The organism is Pontivivens nitratireducens (genome assembly GCF_011290545.1).
In the GTDB taxonomy this organism is placed as follows: domain Bacteria; phylum Pseudomonadota; class Alphaproteobacteria; order Rhodobacterales; family Rhodobacteraceae; genus Pontivivens; species Pontivivens nitratireducens.
In genome coordinates this window covers 2,642,663-2,666,549 of record NZ_CP049811.1, presented here as the reverse complement: position 1 = coordinate 2,666,549, position 23,887 = coordinate 2,642,663, and the positions used below count along the sequence as shown (strand labels likewise).

At 64.5% G+C, this 23,887-nt stretch carries 20 protein-coding genes; 15 read left to right on the top strand and 5 right to left on the bottom strand.

All coding sequences use genetic code 11. The features are described 5' to 3' along the window. Positions 1 to 7: 7 nt before the first annotated feature. Positions 8 to 757: a calcium-binding protein gene (locus G8E03_RS13085; RefSeq protein ID WP_166192716.1), complete on the bottom strand. Its 750-nt coding sequence runs from the start codon at positions 755 to 757 to the stop codon at positions 8 to 10. A 195-nt stretch (positions 758 to 952) separates the two neighbouring features. Here G8E03_RS13085 and G8E03_RS13080 point away from each other — a divergent pair, with 195 nt between their 5' ends. Beyond that, positions 953 to 1,276: a 2Fe-2S iron-sulfur cluster-binding protein gene (locus G8E03_RS13080; RefSeq protein WP_166192713.1), complete on the top strand. Its 324-nt coding sequence runs from the start codon at positions 953 to 955 to the stop codon at positions 1,274 to 1,276. 79 nt (positions 1,277 to 1,355) lie between these two features. Here G8E03_RS13080 and purD read toward each other — a convergent pair whose 3' ends face one another. Continuing rightward, a complete protein-coding gene (gene purD, locus G8E03_RS13075) occupies positions 1,356 to 2,615 on the bottom strand; it encodes a phosphoribosylamine--glycine ligase (RefSeq protein WP_166192710.1) in 1,260 nt (419 codons plus the stop codon). 179 nt (positions 2,616 to 2,794) lie between these two features. On the opposite strand from purD, the gene gpmI reads away from it, so the two are divergent. From gpmI to G8E03_RS13055, 4 genes are read left to right on the top strand one after another with little or no spacing between them, the layout of a single operon-like run. Continuing rightward, positions 2,795 to 4,312 (top strand): 2,3-bisphosphoglycerate-independent phosphoglycerate mutase, encoded by a 1,518-nt coding sequence (gene gpmI, locus G8E03_RS13070; protein WP_166192707.1) that lies wholly within the window; start codon positions 2,795 to 2,797, stop codon positions 4,310 to 4,312. After that, positions 4,312 to 5,424, top strand: a complete 1,113-nt coding sequence (locus G8E03_RS13065; RefSeq protein WP_166192704.1) for a murein hydrolase activator EnvC family protein — start codon at positions 4,312 to 4,314, stop codon at positions 5,422 to 5,424. Before gpmI ends, G8E03_RS13065 begins: the two co-directional genes overlap by 1 nt. A 39-nt stretch (positions 5,425 to 5,463) precedes the next feature. Next, entirely contained in the window at positions 5,464 to 6,783 is a 1,320-nt protein-coding gene (locus tag G8E03_RS13060) for a S41 family peptidase (protein ID WP_166192702.1), read from the top strand. Between the two features lie 2 nt (positions 6,784 to 6,785). After that, entirely contained in the window at positions 6,786 to 7,274 is a 489-nt protein-coding gene (locus G8E03_RS13055; RefSeq protein WP_166194242.1) for an RNA pyrophosphohydrolase, read from the top strand. 57 nt (positions 7,275 to 7,331) lie between these two features. Here G8E03_RS13055 and G8E03_RS13050 read toward each other — a convergent pair whose 3' ends face one another. Both G8E03_RS13050 and G8E03_RS13045 read right to left on the bottom strand, forming a co-directional pair. Continuing rightward, a complete protein-coding gene (locus G8E03_RS13050; protein WP_166192699.1) occupies positions 7,332 to 7,841 on the bottom strand; it encodes a hypothetical protein in 510 nt (169 codons plus the stop codon). Positions 7,842 to 7,857: 16 nt separating this feature from the next. After that, a complete protein-coding gene (locus G8E03_RS13045; RefSeq protein WP_166192696.1) occupies positions 7,858 to 8,451 on the bottom strand; it encodes a DUF1285 domain-containing protein in 594 nt (197 codons plus the stop codon). 80 nt (positions 8,452 to 8,531) lie between these two features. Between G8E03_RS13045 and G8E03_RS13040 the strand changes: the two genes are divergently transcribed. From G8E03_RS13040 to G8E03_RS13025, 4 genes are read left to right on the top strand one after another with little or no spacing between them, the layout of a single operon-like run. After that, a complete protein-coding gene (locus G8E03_RS13040) occupies positions 8,532 to 9,530 on the top strand; it encodes an AAA family ATPase (protein WP_166192693.1) in 999 nt (332 codons plus the stop codon). A gap of 2 nt (positions 9,531 to 9,532) precedes the next feature. Further along, positions 9,533 to 10,408, top strand: coding sequence for a DUF58 domain-containing protein (locus tag G8E03_RS13035; protein ID WP_166192690.1), 876 nt, complete (start codon positions 9,533 to 9,535; stop codon positions 10,406 to 10,408). Between the two features lies 1 nt (position 10,409). Then, positions 10,410 to 13,196 (top strand): DUF4159 domain-containing protein, encoded by a 2,787-nt coding sequence (locus G8E03_RS13030; protein WP_166192687.1) that lies wholly within the window; start codon positions 10,410 to 10,412, stop codon positions 13,194 to 13,196. After that, positions 13,193 to 15,280, top strand: coding sequence for a hypothetical protein (locus tag G8E03_RS13025; RefSeq protein ID WP_166192684.1), 2,088 nt, complete (start codon positions 13,193 to 13,195; stop codon positions 15,278 to 15,280). The genes G8E03_RS13030 and G8E03_RS13025 overlap by 4 nt, the downstream gene beginning before the upstream one ends. Here G8E03_RS13025 and G8E03_RS13020 read toward each other — a convergent pair. Further along, entirely contained in the window at positions 15,277 to 15,972 is a 696-nt protein-coding gene (locus tag G8E03_RS13020) for a DUF599 domain-containing protein (RefSeq protein WP_166192681.1), read from the bottom strand. The two genes, G8E03_RS13025 and G8E03_RS13020, sit on opposite strands and share 4 nt — an antisense overlap. Before the next feature lie 188 nt (positions 15,973 to 16,160). Here G8E03_RS13020 and G8E03_RS13015 point away from each other — a divergent pair, with 188 nt between their 5' ends. The 6 genes from G8E03_RS13015 (at position 16,161) to G8E03_RS12990 (ending at position 23,865) form a co-directional block, all read left to right on the top strand. Next, positions 16,161 to 17,636: an FAD-linked oxidase C-terminal domain-containing protein gene (locus G8E03_RS13015; protein ID WP_166192678.1), complete on the top strand. Its 1,476-nt coding sequence runs from the start codon at positions 16,161 to 16,163 to the stop codon at positions 17,634 to 17,636. A gap of 91 nt (positions 17,637 to 17,727) precedes the next feature. After that, positions 17,728 to 18,834: a glycolate oxidase subunit GlcE gene (gene glcE, locus G8E03_RS13010; RefSeq protein WP_166194239.1), complete on the top strand. Its 1,107-nt coding sequence runs from the start codon at positions 17,728 to 17,730 to the stop codon at positions 18,832 to 18,834. A 12-nt stretch (positions 18,835 to 18,846) separates the two neighbouring features. After that, positions 18,847 to 20,136, top strand: a complete 1,290-nt coding sequence (gene glcF / locus G8E03_RS13005; RefSeq protein WP_166192676.1) for a glycolate oxidase subunit GlcF — start codon at positions 18,847 to 18,849, stop codon at positions 20,134 to 20,136. Positions 20,137 to 20,178: 42 nt separating this feature from the next. Next, positions 20,179 to 20,946, top strand: a complete 768-nt coding sequence (locus tag G8E03_RS13000) for a trypsin-like serine peptidase (RefSeq protein WP_166192672.1) — start codon at positions 20,179 to 20,181, stop codon at positions 20,944 to 20,946. 133 nt (positions 20,947 to 21,079) lie between these two features. Continuing rightward, positions 21,080 to 21,529, top strand: a complete 450-nt coding sequence (locus tag G8E03_RS12995) for an Hsp20 family protein (protein ID WP_166192668.1) — start codon at positions 21,080 to 21,082, stop codon at positions 21,527 to 21,529. 368 nt (positions 21,530 to 21,897) lie between these two features. Then, positions 21,898 to 23,865 (top strand): AMP-binding protein, encoded by a 1,968-nt coding sequence (locus G8E03_RS12990; protein ID WP_166192665.1) that lies wholly within the window; start codon positions 21,898 to 21,900, stop codon positions 23,863 to 23,865. Positions 23,866 to 23,887 lie beyond the last annotated feature (22 nt).

Sequence of the window (23,887 nt, the reverse complement as noted above, 5' to 3'; positions counted from 1 at the left end):
GCGGTGATTACGCGGCGGCGAGGATGAAGCTGTCCGCGTTCAGATCGGCAAGATTGACCTGCTCCAACAGCAGCTCGGAATTGCCGCGATGCCAGCTCAGCAACGCATCGTCACCTTCCTGCGTCATGGTGATTTCGCCCAGATCGAAGATCGTTTCCGCCGCGAAGTAGAGGTGATCCTCACCCGTGGTGAAATCGGTGATCCGATCCCTGCCGGTACTGCTCTGGCTGAAGACGAACACATCCGCACCGGCGCTGCCGGTCATCACGTCATCCCCCTTCGCAGCGTTCAGGACGTCGTCACCCATTGTACCGGTCAGAATGTCGCCATGGCGCGTTCCGAACAGTTCGGTGCCGTCGATACGGTTGCCCGTGGCCTGCTGCATCAGATCGTTTGCAGGCGTCATGACCTGACGGCCCTCCTCGAAAACATCAACATTCCAGGGGGTTCCGTCCGGCGTCGGTGTCTCCTGTCGAACGGAGTTCACCGGCGCTTCATCCAAGCGGGTACGGTCCATGGGGATGGGGGTGAAGTCCGCCGGTGCGGTGATGTCAATCTCAGGCGTTTCAAATGCGAAGTCGAAGCTGTCGGCGGTGGCCAGGGCCTCAACCGTATCATCGCCCTCACCGATTTCGCGATTGCCCTGCAACGGCGTGTCCATGACGTGCCCCACCAGAATATCGGAGGTCAGAACGGTACGGCTCTGCTGAACTGCTTGTTCCGCATCGCTGTCGGGTAGGTCGATCGTCCACTCCATGAAACCGCTCCAATTTTACTAAACTGTTTCGATACATATGATCCATATTTGTATAAAATCCTAATAATTGCTGAAAAAGTGGTTAACGGCGGTGGGGACGCCGATCTGACGCGACGCAAAGTTATGCGTTGTGGCCGCTTCACGCTTGGCGCTAGAAACCGTGCGACACGGATAGAATTTCTTGAGGAAACCGACATGGCCAAGATCACTTATATCGAGCATAGCGGCACCGAGCACGTCGTGGACGTGGCCAACGGTCTGACCGTTATGGAGGGCGCGCGCGACAACAACATCCCCGGCATCGAGGCGGATTGCGGCGGCGCGTGCGCGTGTTCGACCTGTCATGTCTACGTGGATGGCGCCTGGGCCGAGAAACTGCCGGCCAAGGATCCGATGGAGGAAGACATGCTCGATTTCGCATGGCAGCCCGATCCCGCGACCTCGCGGCTGACGTGCCAGATCAAGGTGACGGACGCGCTGGACGGGTTGGTCGTTCGGATGCCTGAAAAGCAGATCTGACACGCACGTCAGGGGCCACATGGCTGCGCCGCAGGTTCGTGGCGCAGGTCTTCCCGGTCTTTCAGCTATTTCCGTGCGCTCAGAGCGCGCGCCAGCCGATATCGGTTCGGTAAAATCCGCCGGGCCAGTCGATACGTTCCACCACGGAATAGGCCAGATCGCGAGCTGCGCGCAGGGTGTCCCCCCGCGCGGTGACGGCCAGCACGCGCCCGCCGTTTGAGACGAGCTGCCCCTCCACATCCTTCGTTCCGGCATGGAATATCTGCACCAGCGGCTGGCCGGTCAGGTCGGGCAGACCGATATCCTCACCCTTGGCATAGCTGCCGGGATACCCTCGCGCGGCAAGCACGACGGTAATGGCGTGATCGTCCGCCCAGGCGACCTTAGCTTCGGCAAGGTTGCCTTCTGCCGTGGCGATCAGCAGGTCCAGCGCCTGTGCACCCATGCGCGCCATCAGCAACTGGCATTCCGGGTCCCCGAAACGGGCGTTGTATTCCACCAGCCGCGCCTGACCGTTCTGGATCATCAATCCCGCATAGAGCACGCCTGAAAACGGTGTGCTCCGGTCGCGCAGTTCGGCCAGACACGGGGCGACGATGCGCGACATCGCCTGATCCAGCAATTCCTGCGTTAGCACGGGGGCAGGGGAATATGCGCCCATGCCGCCGGTATTGGGCCCCTCGTCGCCATCGAAGGCCCGTTTGTGATCCTGCGCCGAGGCGAGCGGCAGCATGGCGGTGCCGTCGGTCAGTACGAACAGCGAGACTTCCTCACCATCCATGAATTCCTCGATCACGACTTCCGCGCCCGCCGCGCCGAAGGCACCTGAAAAACAGTCGTCGATGGCGGTGAGCGCGGTGGCCTCATCCATCGCGACGGTCACGCCCTTGCCTGCGGCGAGGCCGTCCGCCTTGATGACGATCGGTGCCCCCTGGGCGGCGATGTACTCCTTCGCCGGGGCGGCATCGGTAAAGCGGGCATAAGCGGCGGTGGGGGCGCCGGCTGCGTCGCACAGCTCCTTGGTGAAGGCCTTGGACGCCTCGACCTGCGCCGCGGCCTTGGACGGACCGAAGGTCAGATAGCCCGCATCGCGCAATTCGTCGGCCACACCGGCGGCAAGCGGGGCCTCCGGCCCGATCACCACGAAATCGATGGCGTGTTCCCCGGCGAAGGCGATGACGTCGGCGGAATCCTCAGGATCTATGCGGACGCATTCCGCAATCTCGGCTATTCCGGCATTGCCGGGCGCGCAGAACAGCCGGTCGCATTTGGGATTCTGCGATATGGCCCATGCCAGCGCGTGTTCACGCCCGCCGCCGCCGAGGATGAGGATGTTCATGCAATGCGCCCCTGTGTTCGGTTTCGCGCATCTAGGCCAAGGAGGCCTGTTTTCGCAAGTCTGGATAAAGGATGCCACCGCCGGGGGTGTAGGCGGGGATATTTGGCGAAAGTGAGCCACAGGCTTGCCCGACATATGGGTAGCGTCCTATGTCATGTGCAGCATTTAGGAGTTGCCCCATGTCCACACCGCGCCCCGTGATCCTGTGTATCCTCGATGGCTGGGGAATAAGCGAGCAGACCGAAGCGAACGCCGTGGCCCTGGCCGAGACGCCGGTCTTCGATCGGCTGATGGCCGAGTGTCCCAACGCGACGCTGGCCGCGCATGGGCGGGACGTCGGCCTGCCGGACGGACAGATGGGAAATTCCGAGGTTGGCCACACCAATATCGGTGCAGGTCGCGTCGTCTGGATGGATCTGCCCAGGATCGACAAGGCGATCGAGGACGGTTCCTTTGACACCAACGCGGCGTTGACGGGATTCATACGCAAGCTCAAGGACAGCGGCGGAACCGCGCATCTGATGGGGCTGGCCTCCCCGGGCGGGGTTCACGCGCACCAGCGTCACATCCTGCAAGCGGCCAAGGTGGTGGCCGCAGCGGGTGTGCCGGTAAAGCTGCATCTGTTCACGGATGGGCGCGATGTGGCCCCGAAATCAGCGCGTGAGCAAGTTTATGCGCTGGAGCGTGATCTGCCGCAGGGCGTGCAGATCGCAACTCTGATCGGGCGGTTCTATGCGATGGACCGCGACAATCGCTGGGACCGGGTTCAGGCGGCCTATGAACTGATCGCAAAGGGCACCGGCGATGCGATGGCCAATGCCGACACCGCCATTGCCGCTGCCTATGATCGGGGGGAGACGGATGAGTTCATCGCCGCCGCCGCGCTTGGCGGATATTCCGGCATGGCGGATGGGGACGGCGTGCTGTTCCTGAACTTCCGTGCGGATCGTGCACGCGAGATCCTGTCCGCCTTCGTCGCGCCGGATTTCGACGGGTTCGAGCGGGACAAGTTCGATCTGGCAGCGGCATGTGGCATGGTCGAATATTCCGAGGACCTGAACGCGCATCTGGACGTGATGTTCCCGTCCGAAGACATTCCCAACACGCTGGGCGCGTGGGTTGCCGCACAGGGAAAACATCAGTTCCGTATCGCGGAGACCGAGAAATATCCGCATGTGACGTTTTTCCTCAACGGTGGGGTTGAGGTTCCCAGCGAGGGTGAGGATCGCACCATGCCCAGATCTCCGAACGTGCGGACCTATGACATGCAGCCGGAGATGAGTTCGGTTGAGGTGACGGACAAGCTGGTCGCCGCCATTGAAAGCGGCACATACGATCTGATCGTCGTGAACTATGCCAATCCCGACATGGTGGGACATACCGGCGATTTGCAGGCGGCGATGGCGGCTTGCGCGGCGGTGGATACCGGGCTGGGCCGTGTCGTGGATGCGTTGGAACGCGCGGGCGGTGCGATGATCGTCACGGCGGATCATGGCAATTGCGAGGTGATGGTGGATCCCACCACTGGTGAGCCGCACACGGCGCATACGCTCAACCCCGTGCCGGTTATCCTGGTCGGCGGTCCCAAGGGCGCGACCTTGTCGAGCGGCCGTCTGGCCGACCTCGCGCCCAGCCTGCTGGACCTGATGAACCTTGAGAAACCGCAGGAGATGACGGGGCGGAGCCTGATCGCCTGATGCGGATCGTCGCGGCCTTGTTGGGCGTGGTGGTGGCCACCGGTGCCCTGGCACAGACGGATGCCGTGCAGCAGACGGAGCGGGCGGCGCGTCTGATCGGCGACGCGGCTGAGGGGCTGGCATCCGCGCCGCGCGGTGAGCGGAGGCTCTCTGTGCTGGGGCAGGTGGTTCAGGGATACGAGACGGGACTGGCCGCGCAGCGGGCTGCCAGCCGCGATCTGGCATTGCGCGCGGATGTTCTGAGCGCGCGCATGGCGCAGGATCGGGATCGGTTGGCGCGCCTGCTGGGGGGGCTGCATCGGGTCAGCCGGGCACCTGCGCCGCTGCTGTTGCTGCATCCTTCGGGACCGGAGGGGGCCGCGCGGGCAGCCCAGATGATGGCCGCCATCGTGCCCCACCTGCAGGCGGAGGCGGACGAGCTGCGGGCCATGATGATCGAACTCGATATCGTCGCCAACGAGCAGGATCGGGCGGAAGACCTGATGCGGGACGGGCTGGCGGGCGTGCAACAGGCGCGGATCGCGCTGCGTGACGCGCTGAACGCCAGAACCGTTCCGCCTGAGCCGAAACCCGCGCTGGTTGCGCGTTTGCGTGCGGACAGCCAGAACCTTCAGGCCTTCGCCCGGCTGCTCGCGCGTGAGAGCGCGGCCATGGCCACGGGATCGCCGCAACGGTTTGAGGAGGCGCGCGGAACCTTGCCCTTGCCCGCGCCGGGCCATGTCCTGCGGGCATATGGCGCGCGCGATGCCGATGGAACCGTGCGCCCCGGCATCGTTCTGGGGGTTGAGGGCGTCCGTCAGGTCACGGCGCCGTGGACCGCCTCCCTGCGATATACCGGCCCGTTTCTGGAATACGGCCAGATCGCTGTGCTGGAACCGGCGGAGGGTTGGCTGATGATCCTCGCCGGGTTGAACGACGTGCAAAGACAGGCCGGAGAGGTCATCCTGGCGGGTGAACCTGTCGGCACCCTCACGCAATCGCGCGGAGGGGTCGCGGGCTTTGGGGTTGAACCTGCCACCGAATCCGGCCCAAATCAGCGCCAGGTTCTATATGTGGAATTGCGCCATGAGGGCGTACCCGTCGATCCGACCCCGTGGTTCGGTTTCGATTGAGTGAGAAAATTGAGAAAAAAGACATTGGGGAAGAAATCCATGAACAAGATGTTCGTAGCGGGGGTCGCGGGGACGCTGGCAGGTGTACTGGCGACAACGCAACTGGCCGCTCCCCTGCTGGCGCAAGATGACACCAGACCGCGCTCGACCTACGAGTATCTCGATCTGTTCGGAAATATCTTCGAACGGGTTCGGGCCGATTACGTCGAGGAAGTGGATGACCGTGAGCTGATCGAAAGTGCGATCAACGGGATGCTGACCTCTCTCGACCCGCATTCCAGCTATCTGCCGCCGGATGATTTCACCGACATGCGCGAACAGACGCGCGGTGAATTTGGCGGTCTGGGCATCGAGGTCACGCAGGAGGACGGTTTCGTCAAGGTGGTCTCTCCCATCGACGACACCCCGGCGGCGGAGGCCGGGATCGAGGCGGGCGACTTCATCACCCATGTCGATGGTGAAAGCGTGCTCGGCCTGAACCTGAACGAGGCGGTGGATCTGATGCGCGGCCCCGTCGGATCGGAGATCGTCATCACCGTCGTGCGTGAAGGCGTCGAACCATTTGAGGTCAGCATTATCCGCGACACCATCCAGATCCGCGCCGTGCGCGGCAGGGTAGAGTCGGGGGCGATCGTTCTGCGCGTCACCACCTTCAACCAGCAGACCTTCGCCAATCTGGAGGCGGAGATGGCAGCACAGGTCGAGGAACTGGGCGGCATCGACAACGTGCGCGGTGTCGTTCTGGATCTGCGCAACAATCCCGGCGGCTTGCTGGATCAGGCGGTTTATGTTTCCGACGCGTTTCTGGAGCAGGGTGAGATCGTTTCCACCCGCGGGCGCACCGCGGCGGACAGCGACCGCTACAATGCGAGTGCGGGCGATCTGGCGCAGGGCCTGCCGATGGTCGTGCTGATCAACGGCGGTTCGGCCTCCGCCTCCGAAATCGTGGCAGGGGCGTTGCAGGATCACCGGCGGGCGATCATCGTGGGTGAGAAGAGCTTCGGCAAAGGGTCCGTCCAGACGATCATGCCGTTGCAGGGGAACGGCGCGATGCGTCTGACCACGGCGCGCTATTACACCCCGTCGGGGCGCAGCATTCAGGCGCTGGGCATCGAGCCGGACGTCATCGTCGGACAACGTCTGGCCAGCGAGGTTGAGGAAGACGGCGTGATCCCCCGCCGGTCCGAGGCTGACCTGCGCGGCTCGATCCGCAATGACAGCCTGACGCCCGAGGAACTGCAACAGCTGGAGGAGGAACGCGCGCGTCTCGAAGCGGACGCATTGTTGCGCGATGACGATTTCCAGCTCGCCTATGCACTCGACATCCTCAAGGGGTTGTCCGTGTATTCGGATCGGTGATGTTGAGCGACGATGATATCGCGGCTCTGCCGTATCGCCCGTGCGTCGGCGTCATGCTGACGGACGGTGCGGGACGGCTATTCGCGGGCGCACGTATGCACGGCGCCGCCGGCGCATGGCAGGCCCCCCAGGGCGGCATCGACGACGGTGAGGAGCCTCAGGCCGCCGCCCTGCGCGAGTTGGAGGAGGAAACCGGCGTTCAACCGCAGCATGTCACGGTTCTGGCCCGGACAGCCGACTGGCATTTCTACGATCTGCCGCGCGATGTGATTCCCAACCGCTGGGGCGGCCGGTTTCGCGGGCAGAAACAGATCTGGTATCTGATCCGGCTGGACGCGGGGGGGGATGTGATAGACATCGCGGTCGATCATCCTGAATTCTCCGACTGGCGCTGGATGACGCCAGAGGAGATGATCGCCGCGATCGTTCCGTTCAAACGCCCTGTCTACAAGACCGTTCTGAACGAATTTTCCGAATATCTCGACCGCTGAAGAGGGATGGTGGCGTTGCGAGGGTGGGGGGCATATGCCCCCCACCGCTCATCGCCATCATGACGGGCAGGACGTTCCGGCCCACATGCTGCTGACCAGACCGTTCCGGACGGTGCCGTGAAATCCCTCCGCGTCGAACTCCCGATCCAGCGCATCCAGGGTGTATTCTGTCTTGTAAGCGGCGGTGAGGGAGATTTCGGTACTGCCCAGACCGATGCCCGCATCTGTGCGCAAGCCGTCCTCATCGGTCATCCAGCCGGCAAGCTGCCCGTCGCGCGCGATGAGGGTGATATCCTCGAACGCGATCAGGGACACCGGCGCGGGGCCGCAATCCACACGGGTCGTGCGGGTCACGACCGGACCCAGGATCGGGGTCACGCGCATTTCGACTGACGGCAAAGCCGTGCCGAACGCCAGCAGGCTGTCGCGCGAATCCTCCACGATCAGGCCGGATCGGGCCAGCAACACTGTGCCCGCAACCTCACGGCTGGGGGTCGCGGTGTTCTGGCGCGGTACAGCGCACCCCGCAAGCGCGGCGGCTGCCATAAGCACGACGAAAGAACGCATGATACACCTGTAAAATCTATTTCAGTTCCGACACCGGTATGAAGGGGAAGAACACGCCTTCGGACCAGACCCCGAACCAGTCTTCGCCTTCGACCTGATGCGCAACCCCGATATCGACGAGGCGATAGAAACTCTTGCGATCTATCAGCGCATCCAGATTGCGGCGGATGTTGATATAGGGCGACGGTTCGCCGGTTTCGGGGTCACGAACGATTCGCATCGCATGGTCGGGTCCTGCGGTCGCCGTGTCGCCGACATGGGTAGAAAAGGTGATGGAGGTGTCCTTGCCCTCCCCCTCAACGCTGAAATCGACGGCGACGAAGGGCGCGTCCTCGACCGTGATGCCGACCTTCTCGACCGGGGTGACGAGGAAATAGTCGTCGCCCTCCTTCTTCAGGATCGAGGAGAACAGCTTGACCAGCGGTTTGCGTCCGATGGGCGTGCCGAGGTAGAACCACGTTCCGTCCCGCGCGATGCGCATGTCCAGATCGCCGCAAAAGGGCGGATCCCATTTTTCGACCGGCGGAATTCCGCGCGGCGCGGCGCGCTTTACGGCGCTGATGATGCCATCGGCGCTGGGTTTGGCTGTTTCGGCTTTTTCACTGTTCACGGGTCCGTGCCTTTCGGTGCAGTCAGATTACGTGTTCTATACATAGTAGGTCTTATTCCGTGCAAAACAGGGGATGCAGTATGAGCGATTCACTTCTGATCGAGATCGAGCAGGCGGGAGCGCGTCTGTCGCAGGTGCGAGAGATGGTCGCGCGGCGGGTCATCGGTCAGGCGGATGTGGTGGATCTGGCGCTGGCGGCGATCCTTTCAGGCGGGCACGGCCTGTTGGTCGGCGCGCCGGGCCTGGCCAAGACGCTGCTGGTCGAAACGCTGGGCACCGTGCTGGGGCTGGACGCAAACCGGGTGCAGTTCACGCCGGATCTGATGCCCTCGGACATTCTGGGCGCGGAGGTGCTGGAGACGGCGCCCGATGGCGGCCGCGCGTTCCGTTTCATCAAGGGGCCGGTTTTCTGTCAGCTTCTGATGGCGGATGAGATCAACCGCGCCGGCCCGCGCACGCAATCCGCCCTGTTGCAGGCGATGCAGGAACATCACGTCAGCGTGGCCGGGATGCGCCGAGACCTGCCCGCCCCGTTCCATGTGCTGGCCACCCAGAACCCGATCGAGCAGGAGGGCACCTATCCCCTGCCCGAGGCGCAGCTGGATCGGTTCCTGTTCCAGATCGACGTGGGCTATCCCGACCGTGACGATGAACGCGCAATCCTGCTGGCGACCACCGGCGCTGAAAGCGCCGTGCTGGAGCCGGTCTTGAACACGCGCGACCTGATGGCGATGCAGTCGATGCTGCGCCGGATGCCGGTGGGCGAAGCGGTGGTTGAATCGATCCTCGATCTGGTGCGCGCGGCGCGACCGGATTCCGGTGCCGCAAGCGATCTGACCGACGCGGTCGCGTGGGGGCCGGGGCCACGGGCGGCGCAGGCGCTGATGCTGGGGGTGCGGGCGCGGGCCTTGCTCGACAATCGCCTCGCGCCCGATCTGTCGGATGTCGCGGCCCTCGCCGGGCCGGTTCTGACGCACCGCATGGCACTGAACTACGCCGCTCGGGCGGAGGGTGTGCAGTTGCCCGATCTGATCGCCCGTCTGGTCGAGCGGGAGCTTGGCACCGCTGCCGCAGCGTGACGATGCGATCTGGTCCATCAGATAATCTGCAAGGCGCAGCACGACGCGCGGCAGGTGCCCTGCCGCCCCTGTTGGCGCGGGCCGAACGGTTGGCCGCGACAGTCGTGCTGGGCGAACATGGCCGCCGGCGGGCCGGCATGGGCGAGGAGTTCTGGCAATACAGGCAGGCGATCCCCGGTGATGCCGCGGGTGCGATTGACTGGCGCCGTTCGGGCCGGTCCGATACCGCATTCGTCCGCCAGACGGAGTGGTCGGCGGCGCAGACCGTGACGCTGAACGTCGATCCGGCGCTCTCTATGGACTATCCCGAACACGGGGAAAGCAAGCGCACCCGAGCCGCCGTCCTGGCCTGTGCCCTATCGCTGCTGCTGGTGCGCGGGGGGGAGCGTGTCGGCCTGGCCGCCCCCGATTTGCCGCCGGGTGCGGGGCGGGGGCAGGTGGACCGCATCGCCGGGTTGTTGAGCGGTATGACGCCGCATGAGGATTATTGCGTCCCCGCCATGCCTGACGGACGGCGAGGCCTGCTGGTCGCCCTGTCGGATTTTCTGGCACCGGATGCTCTGCTAATGCCCGCGCTGGACATATTGGCGGCGCAGGGGCAGCGCGTCGTTCTGTTGCAGATCACGGATGAGAGCGAGGAGACGTTTCCCTTCGACGGACGGACGGAGTTCCGCTCGATGTCCGGTGCCCTGTCGTTCGAGGCGGAGCGCGCGCGCGCCCTACGCGATGGATACCGGGCAAAACTGGCGGCGCGGCGTGACATGCTGCGCGCGCGATCCCGCAGTGCGGGGTGGTCCTTTGCCACTCACCGTGTGCAGGAACCGGCCAGCCGAGCGCTGTTGTGGCTGCACCGCGTGATCGAGGGGGAGCGGCGCTGATATGATGAGCCTTGGCGCAATCGGATTCGTGACGCCCGCGTTGCTGGCGGCTCTGCTCGCCCTGCCGGCGCTGTGGTGGTTGCTGCGGGCGACACCGCCCGCGCCGGTGCGCCGAGCGTTTCCCGGCATATCGTTGCTGTTCGGACTGAAGGATACGGAGCGGACACCCGCGCGCACGCCGTGGTGGCTGCTGGCGCTGCGCATGGCGGTTCTGGCGCTGGCCATATTGGGGTTGGCCGGGCCTTTGCTGAACCCCGCCCCCGCACCGGAGCGGGCGGACGGGCCGTTGCTGATCGTGATGGATGGCGGCTGGGCCAGCGCCCCGGATTGGAGCGCCCGGCAGGGCGAGGTTCGCCAGATCCTGGATCGCGCGGATCGTGCCGGTCGGGCGGTGCACCTGATCTCCCTCTCCGATGCCGCGCCTGATCTGGCGCCTAGGGCCGCTGCGGATTGGGCCGGTGTCCTCGACACCATGCGGCCTGCGGGCTGGGCCCCGGATCGCGCCGCCTTCGCTGCGCGGCTGGATGAGATGGGCGATATCGGCGCAAGCATCTGGATCAGCGACGGTTTGGGGGATGCGGACAATCTGGTCGAAGCCCTCTCCGCTCGTGGCCCGGTGGAGGTTGTCCTGCCGGAGGATCTGGCGTTGGCGCTGGCCCCTGCGATGTTCGAGGACGGTCAATTGGTGACGCATATCCTGCGGGCGCCCGGTGCCCCCGCGCAGGAGGTATCCGTTCAGGTGATCGGAACCGATGCGGCGGGTATCGAGCGTGTGCTGGATCAGGTCGGGCAGACTCTGGCGCCGGGGGATGAGGTAACGCGCGTGGCGATAGACCTGCCGCTGGAACTGCGCAATCGGGTCAGCAGGCTGTCGCTTTCCGCGCCTTACAAGTCCGCGGGGGCGACCGTCCTGACGGATGACGCATTGCAGCGCCGACGCATCGCCCTCGTCGCAGGGGGGCGCAGCGGTGAGGCGCAATCTCTGACCGCTCCGCTGCATTATCTGCGCACCGCGCTCCAGCCTGTGGCCGAACTTGTCGAGCCACCCCTGGCCGAGGTGCTGGATGCGAGCCCCGATATCGTCATGCTGGCCGATGTGGCGAATTTCTCGGCGGAGGAGCGGTCAGGTCTGGAGGATTGGGTGCGCGAGGGCGGTCTGCTGGTCCGCTTCGCCGGACCCCGCATGGCGGCCAGTGCCACCGGGCAAATGGTCAGGGACAGCCTTCTGCCCGTGCGCCTGCGCGAGGGGGGGCGGTCGCTGGGCGGTGCGATGTCATGGGGCGACCCCAAGCGGTTGCGGCCCTTTCCGCAAGGAACCCTGTTCGACGGTCTGGACTTGCCCGAGGATGTGGACGTCGTTTCACAGGTCATGGCGCAGCCCGATCCCGATCTGGCCGATCGCACGCTTGTGGCGCTGGAGGACGGCACCCCTCTGGTCACCGCGCGCGACGAGGGGCGCGGCCGGGTGATCCTGTTCCACGTGACGGCGACACCGCGCTGGTCCAGCCTGCCGTTGTCAGGTCTGTTTCTACAGATGCTCGACCGGATCGCGCGGGTTGCCCAATCCGGGGAGCGGGGCGAGGCCGCACTCGAAGGAGCGATCTGGACCCCTGAACGGGTCCTCGACGGCACGGGTGAGGTTATGGACGCCGACCGGATCGCAGGTGTCGCAGGTGCCCGGTTGGCGCAGGCGCCGGGGCCGGACGCGCCACCGGGGCTGTACCGCGCCGGTGTGCGGGGGCATGCCTATAACGTCATGCGCGATGCGACAGCGCTGCAGCGTCTGGATCTGCCTGCGGGCACCGCGACGCGCGGCTATACCGTTCGCGCGGAGCGGGACCTGACGGGCCTGTTCCTGAGCGGGGCGATGCTGGCAGTGATGCTGGATATTCTGGCGACGCTGGCGTTGGGCGGGCGGCTGCGACCGGCCGCGCGGGCGGGTCTTGGCGGATTGGCCGTTCTGTTCGTCATGGGTGCGCAGGATGTGCAGGCGCAGAATGTGGATACGCAGGCAGTTGAGACGCAGGCCGTGCGCGACGATCCCCGTGCGATCTATGCCACGTCCGAAACGGTTCTGGCCTATGTGCGCACCGGCGATGCCGAGGTGGACAGGATCAGTCGTGCCGGACTGTCGGGCCTGTCGCTGGTTCTGGCCCGGCGTACGGCCATCGAACCGGCGGAGCCGGTCGCCGTGGATATCGAACGGGACGAACTGGCCTTCTATCCTATGCTGTACTGGCCCGTGACCGACGCGCAGGCCCCGCCGGGGCCGGAGGCGGTCGCTCGCATCAACACCTATTTGCGCACTGGTGGTATGATCCTGTTCGACACCCGCGACACCCATCTGGCCGTCGGGGCCGAGGGGCCCGGAAATGCGCAGTTGCGCCGTCTTGCCGGGCAACTGGACCTGCCACCATTGGAGCGGATTCCGCCGGATCACGTGATGACGCGGGCGTTCTATCTGCTCGATGATTTTCCGGGCCGTTATGTCGGCGCACCCGTCTGGGCGGAGGCATCCTTCGCCCCCGAGGATGTGGACGGCGTGCCGTTTCGCAACCTCAATGATGGCGTCAGCCCGGTTATCATTGGCGGCAATGACTGGGCCAGCGCCTGGGCGGTGGACGATCTGGGCAATTTCATCCGCCCCGTGGGGCGCGGCGTGACGGGGGAGCGTCAGCGCGAAATGGCCCTGCGCTTCGGCGTCAATCTGGTGATGTATGTGATGACCGGGAACTACAAGTCGGATCAGGTGCACGTGCCTGCCTTGCTGGAAAGGTTGGGACAATGAGCGGCGTGGTGTTTTCCCCTCTGGTTCCTATGGTGGTGATCGTGGCGCTGGCGGGCGGGCTGACCGCGCTGTGCCTTTACGCGGCGTGGATGCGGCTTACAGGATGGGCGCTGCGCGGGTTGGGCGGGCTGGTCCTGTTACTGGCGCTGAGCGGGCCGAGCCTGAAGGAGGAGGACCGTGCGCCGCTGACCGATATCGCGTTCCTGCTGGTGGATCGCTCGGACAGTCAGAGCCTCGGCGTGCGGCCCGACCAGATCGCGCGGGCGGAGGCGGAGCTTTCGGCCTCGCTCGATGCGCTGTCCTTGGACCCGGATGCGCCGCTGGAATGGCGGCGGGTCGAGGTGGGCGACGCAAGCGGCGCGGATGAAGGGCGCGGAACCCTGGCCATGCGCGCGCTGTCCGACGCGGTCGCCGGGGTCGCGCCTGACCGGATCGCGGGGGCGATCCTGCTTAGCGATGGACAGGTTCACGACATGGCCGACGCGCCCGGACTGGACGCGCCGTTGCATTTGGTATTGACTGGTGAACCGCGCGAATGGGATCGCAAGCTGTCGGTGGTGGCCGGGCCTGCCTTTGGCATCGTGGGGGAAAAGGTGCAGATGACCTTGCGCGTCGACGAACTGGGTTTCGTTCCGCGCGACCGCGATGCGGTGACCCTGTCGATCAGCCTGGATGGTGAGGATGTGCTGCGCCTGTCCGTCCCGGTAGGTGAGGACATTACCTTCGACGTGCCGATCGCGCGGGGCGGCATGAACGTGCTGCAAGCCTCGGTCGCGGAGGGGACCGGCGAGTTAACGCCACGCAACAATACCGCCCTGATAGAGATCAACGGCATTCGCGACCGGCTGCGGGTTCTGCTCGTCTCGGGTGAGCCGCACGCAGGGGGGCGAACCTGGCGCAACCTGCTTAAATCCGACGCGGCGGTCGATCTGGTGCATTTCACCATTCTGCGCCCCCCCTCGAAACAGGACGGCGTACCGGTGTTCGAGATGAGCCTGATCGCCTTTCCCACGCGCGAATTGTTCATGGAGAAGATCGACGAATTCGATCTGATCATCTTTGACCGCTACCGACGTCGGGGCGTTCTGCCGCCGTCCTATCTGGACAATATCGCCCGGTATGTGGAGGACGGCGGCGCGGTCCTCGTCGCATCGGGTCCTGCCTTTGCCGGGGTGGAGAGCCTGTGGCGTACGCCGCTGGCGCGGGTGCTGCCGGCCGATCCCACCGCGCGGGTGATCGAGGAGGGCTATCTGCCCCGTATATCCGAGCTTGGTGCCCGCCATCCCGTCACGGCGGGATTGGAGGATTACGCCCCGCGCCCGGCGGTCGATGGTGTGCCCGGCTGGGGCCGTTGGTTCAGGTTGATCGACCTGGAACAGACCGCAGGCGATACGGTGATGGAGGGTCCGGACGGCAGGCCCCTGCTGATCCTGGACAGGCCGGGGCAGGGGCGGATCGCGATGCTCGCCTCGGACCACGCATGGTTGTGGGCGCGCGGATACGAGGGGGGCGGTCCGCAGGTGGAATTGCTGCGGCGGCTGGCTCACTGGCTGATGCAGGAGCCTGAACTGGAGGAAGAAGTCCTGTTGGGCGATGAGGTGAGCGGCGATCTGTTGGTCACGCGGCGCACTTTGGGTGACGTAGCGCCGACATTGGAACTGACGGCCCCGGACGAAACAATCATAACGCCGCAAATGGTCGAGGTCGGGCCCGGTCGCTGGGAGGTCCGGGTCGAGGACCCAGTTCAAGGGCTCTGGCGATTGCGCGATGGCGATGTCACCGGCGTCGCGGCGGTTGGCAATGCCGCACCCCGGGAGTTCGAGAACGCCCTGTCCACCGACGAGGTTCTGAAACCGTTGATCGACGCGACCGATGGCGGTGCGATCCGCGTGTCGGACGGTGTTCCCGATCTGCGGCGGGTGCGTGAGGGGCGCAACGCCGCCGGGCGCGGCTGGCTGGGGCTGGCCGACCGCGATGCCTACACGGTTGAGAATGTCAGCCTGACCCCCCTTGCCCCGGCATGGCTGATGCTCTTGCTGACAGCCACGTTGATCCTGGGCGCATGGCGGATCGAGAGCCGCTAGCTGGCGATCAGCGCCTTGCGTGAGCGGGAGAAGAACTCCCGCCGGATCAGGACAGCCGTCGTCACCACGGTCGCCACGATCAACGCCTCCGCGCCCAGCACCCAGGCCATGGCTGTCAACGCATAGTAGATTCCCCGCAAACCCCGGTTGAAGCTGCGGGCCGCGTAGGAATTGAGGCGCGCGGCGCGGATCGCGATACGCCCGGCCTCGGGCACGGTGCCGTCATTGGGCATGGACGCCATGACCACGGCGCAATAGCTGAACAGCCGGTTGGACCACACGAATTTCAGGAACGCATAGAACGCGATCCCCAGAACCATCAGCAATTCCAGTTGCAAGGTCTGGCTGGACCAATCCGGCATCAGGCCCTCACCCGCAGAGAGCAAGGTTTCGGGCTTACCCAGAATCGCGACGATCCCCCCGATCACCAGCAAGGTGGTGGAGCCGAAGAACGCGGTGCTCTGCTGGATACTGGCAAGGATCGCGCTGTCGAAGATGCGCACGTCGCGGGCGGCCATCTCCTCCATCCAGCGATACCGGTGACGCTTCATCAGAACGTGAACGGAGGGGCGCTTCGCATTGTCCCTCTCGATCAGGAACGTCGTTGTCAGCCAGCATGACCAGAAGAGCGCCAGTGCCACAAGGTCGAGCAGATCGAAGCTGTTCAGCAGGATATTCACGTCGATTTGCATTGTCTGACCTTCCTTCACATCGGTTTGACAGTAAGCTGCGCAAAGCGCGTCGGAAAGCGGCGATGCGCGCAAAGCTGGCCTGCACCGGAATTGGGCCGCAAATGGGCCGGGCATAGGCCGGAAATGGCTGGTCGTGTGCTGGAATTGGTCATACATCTGGACCAATTCGCGGAACGGGGGAATGTAACATGCAGATGCCGGACCCAAATCAGGCCATTATCGCGCGCAAGGCGCATCTGGTCGCGCGTCTGAAGCAGGTTCTGCCGGATGGGGCCGTGATCCATTCCGACAATGAGGTTCGCGCCTATGAATGCGATGCGCTGACCGCATATAAGTGCCCGCCAATGGCCGCCGTTCTGCCCGCCACGACAGCGCAGGTCGCGGCGGTCCTGCGCATCTGTCATGAGGAGGCCGTGCCGGTCGTGCCGCGCGGATCGGGCACCTCACTGGCGGGCGGGGCCTTGCCAACGGCGGATGCGGTCATTCTGGGCGTGGCCCGGCTGACCGAGGTGATCGAGACGGATTACGACAACCGCTTCATTCGCGTGCAGACCGGACGGACCAATCTGAGCGTGACCGGCGCGGTCGAACAGGATGGGTTCTTTTACGCGCCCGATCCCTCCAGCCAGCTGGCCTGCGCCATCGCGGGCAATATCGCGATGAATTCCGGCGGGGCGCATTGCCTGAAATACGGGGTCACGACCAACAATCTGCTGGGGGTGACAATGGTCACGATGGAGGGGGAGATCGTTGAGATTGGCGGTGCCCACATGGATTCCGGCGGCTACGACCTGCTGGGCCTGATCTGCGGCTCGGAAGGTCAGTTGGGCGTGGTGACGGAGGCGACCCTGCGCATCATCGCGAAGGCGGAGGGCGCGCGCCCGATCCTGCTGGCCTTCGACGCGAACGAGGTGGCGGGCGCCTGCGTCAGCGACATCATCCGCGCGGGCCTTTTGCCCGTCGCCATCGAATTCATGGACCGCCCCTGCATCGCGGCCTGCGAACGGTTCGCCAAGGCCGGCTACCCCGATTGCGAGGCCCTGCTGATCGTCGAGGTCGAAGGCTCGGACGCCGAAATCGACGATCAACTGGCGAAGATCAAGGCCATCGCCGCCACGCACGATCCGGTCGAGATGCGCGAAAGCAAGTCCGAGGCGGAATCCGCCGCGATCTGGGCCGGGCGCAAGGCCGCGTTCGGCGCGATGGGGCAGATCAACGATTACATGTGCCTGGACGGGACCATTCCGGTCAGCGAACTGCCCTTCGTCCTGCGCCGCATCCGCGAATTGTCAGCCGAGTTCGGGCTGGACGTGGCCAATGTCTTTCACGCGGGCGACGGCAACATGCATCCGCTGATCCTGTTCGATGCCAACAAACCCGGCGATCTGAACACCTGCGAGGCGCTGGGGGCCGAGATCCTGAAGCTCTGCGTTGAGGTCGGCGGCTGCCTGACCGGCGAACATGGTGTGGGGATCGAGAAACGCGACCTGATGCACGTGCAGTTCGACGCCGCCGATCTGGAAATGCAGGTCCGGGTGAAGGATGTTTTCGACCCCGGTTGGTTGCTGAACCCGGCTAAGGTGTTTCCGCTGGACGTGACCGAGGCGCGGCGCGCGGCGCGGGATGTTCCGCAGCGCCAGACGCAGGACGCGGCGATCGCTTGATGCGCGATGCTTTCCACACCCTTTCTGGCGATTCCGGGACCGGGGCGGTCGGGGACAGGAGTTTGACATGAACGACGTGAACGACACGGTTCTGACCCCCGATACGGAACAGCAGCTGGCCGAGATGGTGCGCGCCGCCCACGCGCAGCGGACCCGGCTGGCCATCCGGGGCGGCGGCACGCGCCCCTATGGCAATCCGGTTCGGTCGGACGCGGTGATGCAGACATCCGGCCTCAGCGGCATCACTCTCTACGATCCGGGGGCGCTGACGCTGGTCGCGCGGGCCGGAACGCCTTTGGCCGAGGTCGAGGCCGCGCTGGCGGCGGAGGGGCAGATGCTGCCCTTCGAACCGATGGACCATCGTGGCATCCTAGGCATCACGGGCACACCGACCATCGGCGGCGTGGTGGCAACGAACGCCTCCGGTCCGCGCCGGTTGAAGGTCGGCGCCTGTCGCGACAGCCTTATCGGCGTGCGCTTCGTCACCGGCGAGGGGCATGTGGTCAAGAATGGGGGCCGGGTGATGAAGAACGTCACCGGCTACGATCTGGTCAAGCTGATGGCGGGCAGTCACGGCACGCTCGGGGTGCTGAGCGAGGTTTCGTTCAAGGTTCTGCCCAGACCGCAATCGGTCGCCACGCTGGTCTGGTCGGGTCTGGACGACGGGGCGGCGGTGGCCCTGCTGGCGGCGGCCATGCGGTCCCCCTACGACGTTTCAGGTGCCGCGCATGATCCGGCCTCGGGGCGCACTTTGGTTCGGATCGAAGGGCTGGAACAATCCGTCAGCTACCGTGCGCAGGCACTGTCACAGGATTTGTCGAGCCGGGGTGCCGCGCAAATCGTCGAGGATGACAGCGCCGCGATATGGGCGGATATTCGGGACGCAAGGCCGCTATGCGACGGGCAGGGCGATATCTGGCGGATCTGCGTAAAGCCATCCGACGGACCGCGTGTCGTCGCGGCGGCGGGGGGGCATCCGGCCCTTTACGACTGGCAGGGCGGGCTGGTGTGGCTGCGCATGCCGCAGGGCACCGTGCTGCGCGACCGCATCGCTGAATATCCCGGCCACGCGACATTGATTCGCGGCACCGACAAGCGGGCGTTCCAGCCCGAACCGATGCCGGTGGCACGGCTCAGCCAGGGTCTGCGCACGCAATTCGACCCGCGCGGCATCCTCAATTCCGGCAAGATGATCTAGGGATCGCGTCACATGCAGACCAGCTTCACCCCCGAGCAGCTCACCGATCCGGCCATCGCACGCTCGAACGAGATTCTGCGCAGTTGCGTTCATTGCGGCTTTTGCACCGCGACATGCCCGACCTATCAGGTGCTGGGGGATGAATTGGACAGCCCGCGCGGACGCATCTACCTAATCAAGGACATGCTGGAGAATGAGCGCACCCCGGACGCGAAGACGGTCAAACATATCGACCGCTGCCTCAGCTGCCTTGCCTGCATGACCACGTGCCCCTCGGGGGTGCATTACATGCATCTGGTCGATCATGGCCGCGCCTATATCGAAAAGAACTACCGACGCCCCTTCATGGACCGGGCATTGCGCTGGACGTTGGCGCAGGTGCTGCCCCATTCGGGGCGGTTTCGCGCGGCACTGGGGCTGGCGCGACTGGGGCGACCATTTCGACGCTTCATGCCGGACCCGCGCTTGCGGGCGATGCTGGACATGGCACCGCGCGACATTCCCTCGCCCTCGCCCAACGATCGGCCGCAGACCTTCGCCGCGCAGGGGCCCCGGATCAAGCGAGTGGCACTGATGACGGGGTGCGCGCAAAAGGCGCTGAACACCGATATCAACGACGCGACGATCCGTATCCTGCGCCGGCACGGGGTCGAGGTTGTCGTAGCGCGCGGTGCCGGATGCTGTGGCGCGCTGACCCACCACATGGGCCGCGAGGGACAGAGCCATGCCTCCGCCGCCGCGAACATCAAGGCCTGGGTGGCGGAGATGGACGGCGAGGGCCTGGACGCCATCGTCATCAACACCTCCGGCTGTGGCACGACGGTCAAGGATTATGGGCACATGTTCCGAAACGATCCGCTGGCCGCGAATGCGGCGCGGGTGTCGGCCATCGCGCGCGACATCTCGGAGGTGCTGGAGGGACTGGACCTGAACGCCCGCGCCGAACCGCTGCGCGTCACCTATCATTCCGCCTGCTCGCTGCAACATGGGCAGCAGATCAAGGACACGCCGAAGAAGCTTTTGAAAAAGGCGGGCTTTGCCGTGGTGGAGCCGCGCGACCCGCATCTGTGCTGCGGTTCCGCCGGAACGTACAACCTGATGCAACCCGCGATTTCGGGGGAGTTGAAGGCGCGCAAGGTTGCGACCCTGCAGGCAACGCAGCCCGATGTGATCGCAGCGGGCAATATCGGTTGCATGATGCAGATCGGGTCCGCAGCGGGCGTGCCTGTAGTGCACACGGTCGAACTGCTCGACTGGGCAACAGGCGGCCCGAAACCGCCCGCGCTCATCAAGAACGATTGATCCCCTCGGCGCAGCCTGCCAAGGTCGCGCGGCGGAGGGTCCATGCGATACGTGCTGTTGATAGTGTTGCTGTGGGCTGGTGCCGCACAGGCCGAGGGGCGCAGGCTGCTGTCGCGAACCGAGGCGGCGGACTGGCGTGCCGTGGGGCGGTTGAACATCGACGGGCGCGGGTTCTGCACCGCCACGCTGATTGCGCCCGATCTGGTGCTGACGGCGGCCCATTGCGTATTTTCCGACCGGACGCGCCTGCCGGTCAGGCCAAATGCACTCCACTTCGTCGCGGGATACTATATCGGCGATTATATCGCGCACCGCCGGGTGCGACGGGTGATGGTGCATCGCGGTTACGATCCCCTGCGCGAGTTGAGCGAACGACAGATCACATCCGACATCGCGGTGCTGGAACTGATGGACCCGATCAACGAGGTTCATCCGTTCGAGCGGGAGTTGCGCCCGCGCGCAGGCGATCCCATCGTCGTGGTGTCCTATGCGGCGGACCGGCCCGAGGCCCCCTCGATCCAGGAACCGTGCGACACGATTGCTGTCGAGGACAGATTCGTCGTGATGGATTGCGACGTGACCTTCGGCGCGTCGGGCAGCCCGGTCTTTACCGTGCGCAACGGGCGCGCGCGGATATCGTCGGTTGTGTCGGCCATCGGGATGCGCGGCGGCGATCAGCAGGTGGCCTATGGCGCCGCGATTGACGAGGGGGCGCTCGATTCGGTGCTGACCGACATGGTGCACGGGGACGCGGATCGGGGCATCAGGCGCCCAGGTTCAAGCATCGCGCAGCAACTCGGACGCGAGTGAGGCCCTCTTGAACACCGATTGGTGGTTTCCCAAATAGGGGATGTGAGGTGCCGGTGACCGGGCCTCGCACAGAACCGGGCCTGTCCGCAAAAGGAAGGCTCAAGCAAAAGTATCGCTTATGAAAGGATGCATCATGCGTAATACTGACTTTTCGCCATTCTACCGTTCCACTGTCGGGTTCGACCGCCTGTTCAACTTGCTCGACACCGTGTCCGACAACGGCCAGACTGGTTATCCCCCTTACAATATCGAAAAAACCGGTGACGACACTTACGCGATCACGGTCGCCGTCGCGGGATTTGCGGAGGATGAACTGTCGATCGAGGCGCGTGACGGACAGCTTGTCGTATCGGGCAAGAAGGAGACAGACGATGAGGATCGCAGCTACCTGCATCGCGGGATAGCGACCCGCGCGTTCGAAAAACGGTTCCAGCTGGCCGACCACGTTCGGGCGAGCGGGGCGCGGACCGAAAACGGTCTGCTCATCATTGATCTGGTTCGTGAAGTCCCCGAGGCGCTGAAACCCCGACAGATCGAAATCCGGTCAAACAAGGCGCTGACGAGCGAGCCTGTGGACGCCTGATCACTTTTTGATCGAGAATGCGAAGCCGCCCTCCGGGGCGGCTTTTTTTGAGTGCAGAGAATTACGGCGAGCTTGTTCACTCTCTTCGCGTGTGCGGTACTGACAATCTTGCAAAGGGGTTAAATACTGGTCCCCCAAGGGCCGCACGGCGATAAGGTACTGGCTTTACCGATTTTTGCTGCGCCGCAGCGAATGAAGGCAAGACGCAGCTTACCCAAATAAAATTGAACACTAGTTCATTTAGCCTCTTTACCCGGCGGAAAATCTGTTGCTACGTTTTGCGCCATCAAATGGACTTTGTGCGCAATTATCCGTCGCCGAAAAGAGCGATAGCATCGAGTCCTGCTCCATAGGGGGAGGAATAGACCATGGTCCAGTCGGTGCTCGGCGACCTGAACACGTTCCCGAAACTGTTGGCACATAACGTGCAACGGTTCGGTGATGCGCCCGCATACCGGGTCAAGGAATACGGCATCTGGCAAAGCTGGACGTGGGCCGAGGCGCATGCCGACATGCGCGCCACAGCCATCGGTCTGCTGGAGCTGGGATTGCAGCCGGGCGACCACGTCGCCATTATCGGCACGAACCGGCCAGAATTGTACATCACGATGACTGCCGTCAGCGCGGCCGGCGGTGTTGCCGTGCCGATCTATCAGGACGGCGTGGCGGAGGAGATCGCCTACGTTCTGGACCATTGTTCCGCAAAGCTGGTGATCTGCGACGATCAGGAGCAGGTGGACAAGGTGCTCGAAGTGCGCGACCAGCTGCCCGATCTGCGTGAGATCGTCTATCGCGATCCGGGCGGCCTGCGCAAATACGATCACAGCCACCTGCATTCGCTCGAATCCGTCATCGAACTCGGCAAGTCACGCGCATCCGATCGGAACGCTCAGCTGGACGCCACCATCGCCGCGAAGGGAATCGACGATACCTGCGTGATGCTCTACACCTCCGGCACGACGGGGCGGCCCAAGGGCGTGGTCCTGTCGAACCGCAACATCCTGGTTACAGCCAAAAATACCTCGGAATTCGACGGCCTGCGGCAGACCGACAGCGTGCTGGCTTATCTGCCGATGGCATGGGTTGGCGACTTCATCTTCTCGATGGGACAGGCGCATTGGACCGGCTTTTGTGTCTGCTGTCCCGAGGCGGAGCATACGATGCAGACCGACCTGCGCGAGGTTGGACCCACCTATTTCTTCGCCCCGCCCCGTTTCTACGAGGGGTTGCTGACCACCGTCATGATCCGGATGGAGGACGCCTCGAAGATCAAGCAGAAGCTGTTTCACAAATACATGGCCGTGGCCAAGTCGGTCGGCCCCCGAATTCTGGACGGCAAACCGGTCAGTTTGGGGGAGCGGATCCAGTACGCCATCGGCAACGCACTGGTCTATGCCCCGCTGAGAAACACATTGGGGATGACGCGGGTGCGGCTCGGCTACACCGCCGGAGAAGCGATCGGCCCGGAAATCTTCGAGTTCTACCGATCGCTGGGGATCAACCTCAAGCAGCTCTACGGTCAGACGGAGGCGTCGGTCTTCATCACGCAGCAACCCGACGGGGAGGTGCGCGCGGATACCGTCGGCGTCCCATCGCCCGATGTGGAACTGCGGATCGCTGAGAATGGTGAGGTCTTCTATCGCTCGCCGGGCACCTTTGTCGAATACTACAAGAACCCCGAAAGCACCGCCTCCACCAAGGATCCGGAGGGTTGGGTCGCCACCGGTGATGCCGGGTTCATCGAGAAGGACAGCGGCCACCTGCGCATCATCGACCGGGCGAAGGACGTGGGCCAGATGGCCGACGGATCGCTGTTCGCCCCGAAATATGTCGAGAACAAGCTGAAGTTCTTCCCCAATATCCTGGAGGCCGTGGTCTTCGGCAACGGGCGTGACTACTGCACCGCGTTCCTGAACATCGACCTCGGCTCCGTCGGCAACTGGGCGGAGCGCAACAACATCGCCTATGGCTCCTATCAGGAACTGGCGCAGCACCCGCAGGTGCTCTCCACGCTTCAGGAGCATGTAGAGGAGGTCAACCGTTCCGTTGCGCAGGATGAGATGCTGTCGGGCTGCCAGGTCCACCGCTTCCTGATCCTGCACAAACAGCTGGACGCTGACGACGGTGAGCTGACGCGCACGCAAAAGGTGCGCCGCCGGATCATCGAGGAACGCTACGGCGACCTTATCGACGCGCTCTATGACGGCTCGACCGAGGTTTTTGCCGATACAGAAGTCACATATGAGGACGGTCGCAAGGGCCGGGTGAAGGGTCAGCTTGTCATCCGCGACGCAGCCACGGTTCCCGTCACGACGCAGCGTGTGGCGGCGGAATGACAGCCCCTTCACTTTCCCGAAA